At 49.0% G+C, this 5,689-nt stretch carries 7 protein-coding genes; 3 read left to right on the top strand and 4 right to left on the bottom strand.

The window, feature by feature from the left end; all coding sequences use genetic code 11:
• On the bottom strand, positions 1-819 hold an 819-nt coding region (locus ACKPQ4_RS09580), incomplete at its 3' end, for a malate dehydrogenase (protein WP_407680960.1).
• 23 nt (positions 820-842) lie between these two features.
• Positions 843-1,901, bottom strand: a complete 1,059-nt coding sequence (locus tag ACKPQ4_RS09575) for a 3-deoxy-7-phosphoheptulonate synthase (protein ID WP_407680959.1) — start codon at positions 1,899-1,901, stop codon at positions 843-845.
• Between the two features lie 65 nt (positions 1,902-1,966).
• On the opposite strand from ACKPQ4_RS09575, the gene ygfZ reads away from it, so the two are divergent.
• From ygfZ to ACKPQ4_RS09560, 3 genes are all read left to right on the top strand, one after another.
• Positions 1,967-2,860, top strand: coding sequence for a CAF17-like 4Fe-4S cluster assembly/insertion protein YgfZ (gene ygfZ, locus ACKPQ4_RS09570; RefSeq protein ID WP_407680958.1), 894 nt, complete (start codon positions 1,967-1,969; stop codon positions 2,858-2,860).
• On the top strand, positions 2,860-3,114 hold the full coding sequence (locus ACKPQ4_RS09565; protein ID WP_407680957.1) for a hypothetical protein: 255 nt from the start codon (positions 2,860-2,862) through the stop codon (positions 3,112-3,114). Before ygfZ ends, ACKPQ4_RS09565 begins: the two co-directional genes overlap by 1 nt.
• A 97-nt stretch (positions 3,115-3,211) precedes the next feature.
• Positions 3,212-3,484, top strand: coding sequence for an HU family DNA-binding protein (locus ACKPQ4_RS09560; RefSeq protein ID WP_407680956.1), 273 nt, complete (start codon positions 3,212-3,214; stop codon positions 3,482-3,484).
• A 174-nt stretch (positions 3,485-3,658) separates the two neighbouring features.
• On the opposite strand, the gene ACKPQ4_RS09555 is transcribed toward ACKPQ4_RS09560, so the two are convergent.
• Together ACKPQ4_RS09555 and mutS are read right to left on the bottom strand one after the other, a co-directional pair.
• On the bottom strand, positions 3,659-4,450 hold the full coding sequence (locus ACKPQ4_RS09555) for an alpha/beta fold hydrolase (protein WP_407680955.1): 792 nt from the start codon (positions 4,448-4,450) through the stop codon (positions 3,659-3,661).
• Positions 4,447-5,689: DNA mismatch repair protein MutS (gene mutS / locus ACKPQ4_RS09550; protein ID WP_407680954.1), on the bottom strand; the 1,243-nt coding region annotated here is incomplete at its 5' end. The genes ACKPQ4_RS09555 and mutS, both read right to left, overlap by 4 nt.

The raw sequence follows: 5,689 nt of genomic DNA, 5'->3' as shown, positions 1-5,689 counted from the left end.
ATCAGATGCCACACATACACTGTTCCAATCTCCTTCCGGGGTCGGATTAGTCAGGGATTTGACGGTATCAATAGCGGCATTAGCCGCTGAAGCTGCTGATGAAGCACCACGGGCTTGTATAATAGCTGCTCCACGTTGTTGAACGGTAGGAATAAAATTAACATGGGCCCAGGTGTCATCAGAAATAACTTCGGGTGCAGGTTGTCCACCAATCTTGGAATTATAGTAATCAGGATACTGAGTGGCAGAGTGATTTCCCCAAATGGTAACATTAGAGACATCAGAGACCTGACAATCTGCCTTGGCAGCAAGTTGGGCGGCCGCACGGTTTTCGTCAAGTCGGGTCATGGCAAACCAGCGGTCGCGCGGAACCTCCGGTGCGTTATTCATAGCAATTAAACAATTTGTGTTACAGGGGTTGCCCACAACAAGCACGCGAACATCGGAGGCAGCATTATTTGCAATTGCCTGGCCCTGCCCGGTGAAAATCTTTCCGTTGATCCCCAGTAAGTCTCCACGTTCCATGCCCGCTTTGCGGGGCACGCTGCCGACAAGTAATGACCAGTTCGCACCGTCAAAACCGGCATTCAAGTCACTGGTTGGGCGAATATCCTTAAGCAAGGGAAAGGCACAATCGTCCAGCTCCATGCAGACCCCTTCGAGGGCTTTCATGCCGGGCTCGATCTCGATAAGGTTTAGAGCGACGGGTTGGTCGGGTCCGAAGAGCCCGCCCGAAGCGATGCGAAAAAGTAAGGAATATCCGATTTGACCGGCGGCTCCGGTCACGGCTACGCGAATGGGTGCTTGGTTGTTTGTCATTGTCTGGTTTTAGGTTGTATAAATTATGAAAATCGAGCCTTGTCCACTACCTCGGCAGCCCGGCGGAGGCAAGCCTCAGTCGACGACCAATCGATACATCCATCAGTAATGGATACGCCGTAGTCCAATTCGTTTAAAGGCCGGGGAAACGATTGACTGCCCGAATGTAGATGACTTTCGACCATAAAGGCATGGATCGATTCAGCCCCGGATTGTACCTGATCGAGTACAGCATCTAGCACCTCGGGCTGACGGGCTGGGTCCTTGCCGCTGTTCGCATGACTACAATCGATCATCAGTGAACAGGGTCCGTCTATTTCTTTAAGAAAGGATTGAGCATAGCCCACAAATTCTGGACCATAATTCGGGCCACTGGCCCCACCGCGCAAAATAATTTGGCAATCAGGATTCCCTCCCGTAGTCACTGCGGATGCACGGCCGTCTTCAGTGATCCCCAAAAAGGTCTGGCTCTGAGTGGCGGCAATGATTCCATTAACTGCGGCCTTTAAATCTCCGCTGGTCGCATTCTTAAAACCTACAGGCATTGATAAACCGGAAGCCATTTGCCGATGGGTTTGTGACTCGGATGTACGGGCACCAATTGCTGCCCAACTCAAAGAATCGGCAAGGTATTGGGGAGTGATCGGGTCGAGTAACTCAGTGGCGGTGGGAATGCCCAGGTCCAATACCTCTCCAAGAAAGGATCGGGCAAGTCGCAATCCCCCGGGGATATCACAGGTTCCATTGAGTTGGGGATCCATAATTAATCCCTTCCAACCCACGGTGGTACGTGGCTTTTCAAAATACACACGCATTAAAAGAAACAATCGATCTTCCAATTCGCGGGACAGGGCAATAAATTTTTCAGCATATTCCCGACAGGCTGTTAAATCATGAATCGAACAGGGCCCGACCACTCCGATTAGCCGACGATCCCGACCATGAATAATTTCGTGAAGAGCAGCACGGGAGCGGGCAATCACGCCAAGCTGGTGATCAGATCGTGGAATATCAGTCACCATTTCCAAGGGAGATGGAAGCGGTTCCGAGTCGGTAATTCTTAGGTTAGTTACTTGGTGCACAGGGGAAGTACCATAGAACCTAAGCTTGCATGAACAAGACAAACTTTTAGCAAAGGAGCATGTCCATGCAATTATTTGAGTTTTCTATAGCCGGTGTAGTACGGGTATCGGGCGAGGACGCCCTTCCCTATTTGCAAAGTCAATTGACCATTAACCTGAATCAAATTCCGGTCTTAGGCACACGCCCTGGACTCAGGCTAAGCCTCAAAGGAAAAGTCTTATTTGGTGCCCAAGTCATTCGCACGGGAGAGGAGGAATATTTGCTCGTCTGCAGGGATACCCCTGCATCTGCAGTCATAGGATTACTCGAAGAAAACATAGTCGCAGATGAAGTGGAATTCACAGACCTTTCCAATCACTGGAAATTATCCTCCCTTTTTCATCCTTCGAGTATGGAGAAGACCCTCGCCATTTCAGGCATTGAAAAGTTGGCGCCTAATGAAGCTCGGCAACTTGAGAAAGGTTGGGCCTTTCTCAATCCCAGCCTGCCCGGAAAATCTCTTTCGCTCCTACACCCGGCAGACTCAAGCCATCCTTGGCCCAACGATCTCCTAACCGCAGATTCAACAGAGTTGGAATATTTACGCCTTCAGGAAAATCTTTTCCGACCGGGGTTGGAAATTGGCGATACGGAATTCCCCCAGGAAGGAGGACTGGAAAAAAAATCGGTCGACTTCGACAAAGGGTGCTACCTCGGCCAGGAAGTGATGGCTCGTATCCATGCGATGGGCAAAGTTAGGAAACAAGCTGTTGCGGTTAAAGGTACTGGCAAACCTGAACTGCCTTGCCCCCTGCTTGATCAAGGCAAACCAGTAGGAACACTCAAAAGCCAATTCTCCCTCCGTTTTGGAGATGAATGGATAGGCACCGCAGTTGTTCATGAGAAGGCTCTCAGCGAACTGCATAATCAGGGCTTGCCATTTGGGAACAGCGATCAAAGGGTGCAAATTCTTTCCTAATGAACGAACACGATCAAACCATCTCACAAGTTGCTGAAGCATTTAAAAACTTGGGCTCTTCAACTGAACAGGCCCGAGTCATGTCCGAACAATTAGTCAAACGGGCGGATCAGATGGCCAAAGTAAACAACTCCTCCTTAATTGAAGAACTTGGAAAACTTTTGGAAACGGTATCGTGCGGTGCTCAAGGTCGTTTAAAACCCTCGGATGAAGCAGAAATGGGGCAAAAAAGCTCAAAAACCGCAGAAAAATAGGCTTTTCGAGAAAAAAAGTTTGACCGAAGCCGTGAAAACACCGAGCTAGAAGGCTACAAACCTAGTAAATAACCCTTCTAAACAAAAGGAAAATAATATGAATAAAGGTCAACTCATCGAAGCCGTTCAAAAAAACTTGGGCAAAGAAACTTCCAAAGCCGCCGCTGATGCTGCTCTCAATGCAGTACTCAATGCGATTACTAAGGCAGTGAAGAAGGAAAATGTTCAAGTCATCGGTTTTGGCACCTTTTCCGTGGTCAAGCGTGCCGCTCGTAAGGGAATTAACCCACAAACCGGAGAGAAAATTAAGATTAAGGCTTCCAAGAATGTAAAGTTCAAGGCTGGAGCAAAGCTCAAGGCTGCAATCTAATTTCTTGTTTCAAATACCCCTTTAAAGAGGCCCATGGGAAACCATGGGTCTTTTTTTGTGCTCTGACAATTGCCCAATTTATTGAGCATCTATTTGGAGGAAGAACAAAAGTTGGTATTTTCTTTTGCAAAACGATCAGCCTATTGTTTTCAGCTAAGTTCAGGAACCTGCTTTCTAAAATCCGGTAAGGTTTTTTAAAAAGGAATTTAAGTTAAGAAGGAAACCATCCTTGTCCTCGACGTGTAAATCGTGCCCTGCATCGGGTAAAGTCACAATTTTAGCAGCTGGAAAAAAACCTGTAACCAAAGTAAAATGTTCACTGCGCAAATAACCAGACTTCCCCCCTCGCAAGAATAGAGTTGGACCAGAGTACGAGTCTTGTCTGGCCAAGGGATTTTGGGATAACTCCATCATGCTGGCACGCAACACACCTAGGTTTACGCGCCATTGCCATACACCTGCCCGTTGCTGAAGGTTGGTGAGTAAAAACTGCCTAAACGCCCAGTTGGGGATTTTTTCGATTAATAAATCATCTGCCTGCTTGCGGGATTCAAGCCTAGAAAGTTCCAGCCCGAGCAAGGCGTCCAAAGTGGGTAGGTGGTGTTCGGGAGGATAATCACGGGGAGCGATATCCACCACCACCAAGCCCTGCAAATGATTAGGTTTGGAACAAGCATGAGCCATCGCCACCTTGCCTCCCAGGCTGTGCCCGCAAAGAACATAGGACTCAGACAAGTTCTGCTCGATCCATTGACCGATCTGTAGACTCATGATCTTTAAATCGGTTCGTGTACTGTGCGGGGATGCACCATGCTCTGGAAGGTCCAATGCATAAAGGTGGTAGTTTGGGGAAAGCGTCTTGGCTATGGACCTCCAATTTCTGGATGACCCGAGTAGACCGTGTAAAAAAATGACGACTGGATTGCCGGGTTCCCCGTACTCCTCGAAATACAAGGACTCGCTCAAAACAATTCCAATTGGGAAGGATCGATCTTGGGGGAGACCCGTCTTTTTTTAGGTGAGACTACAGGTTTTTCTAGCGGACCATTTTCTGGTGAAGGAGAATCTGCCATAGACTCATTGTCGACTGAAATCGTTCCATCTTCTGCCTCCAAGCCGGCAAGGATTTGCTTGGCCCGACTGACCACACCGTCAGGTAAACCAGCAAGACGGGCAACCTGGATACCAAAGGAACGCTCAGATGCACCCGGGGTTACCTGGCGTACAAAAATGATTTCATCGTTCCACTCTTTCACTGCTACCGCATAGTTCCGCAGACGCGGCAAACTCTCTGCCAACCGGGTAAGTTCATGGTAATGGGTGGCAAATAGGGTCTTAGGCCCCTCACTTCCCTCCCCGTGCAAATGTTCGACCACAGCCCAGGCAATACTCAATCCATCATAAGTGCTGGTCCCCCGTCCAATTTCATCGAGTACGATCAAGCTGTCAGCGGTGCAATTATTGAGAATGTTTGCGGTCTCGTTCATTTCCACCATGAAAGTGGAGTTCCCCCTGGCCAATTCATCACCCGCCCCTACCCGGGAAAATATACGATCGACCAAGCCCAACCTGCAGGACTTTGCGGGTACACCAGACCCAACCTGCGCCATCAGAGTGATCAGGGCAACCTGACGTATGTAGGTGGACTTACCTGCCATATTTGGTCCAGTAATTAAGCAGAGTTGTTCCTCCGCCGCCGAAAGATTGACATCGTTAGGTACGAAGGCATGGGTGCCTGCAAGCCCGAGGCTTTCCTGCTTGAGCACAGTCTCGACAACTGGGTGGCGCCCCTGCTCGATCAACAACTCCCGAGAACCCTCAACAAATGTAGGAATGCAATAATCCCGATCACGCAGAATCGCTCCCCAGGATGAAAACACATCCACTTCGGCAAGGGCACGAGCGACCCGGGCAAGGCCATCTGCATGTTCGAGTGCTCGTTGGACCACCTCCTCAAAAAGTTCCTGCTCTTTGGCAACTGCCTGCTCCTCCGCGTTGAGGATTTCTTTCTCCTTGGTCCGCAATTCATCGGTATAATACCTTTCGGCATTAGTCATGGTTTGTTTGCGGACATAATGTTCGGGAACGAGATGAAGGTTTGCCTTGGTCACCTCGATAAAATACCCGAACGCTCCATTGTACTTTACTTTGAGGTTGGAAATTCCTGTTTTTTCACGCTCGCCGGCCTCAAGTTCGAGAATCCAT

Source organism: Candidatus Chordibacter forsetii (assembly GCF_964187505.1).
Taxonomy (GTDB): Bacteria; Verrucomicrobiota; Verrucomicrobiia; order Opitutales; family Seribacteraceae; genus Chordibacter; species Chordibacter forsetii.
The sequence above is the reverse complement of the archived record's forward strand: the minus strand, read 5'-3'. Positions and strand labels throughout refer to the sequence as shown.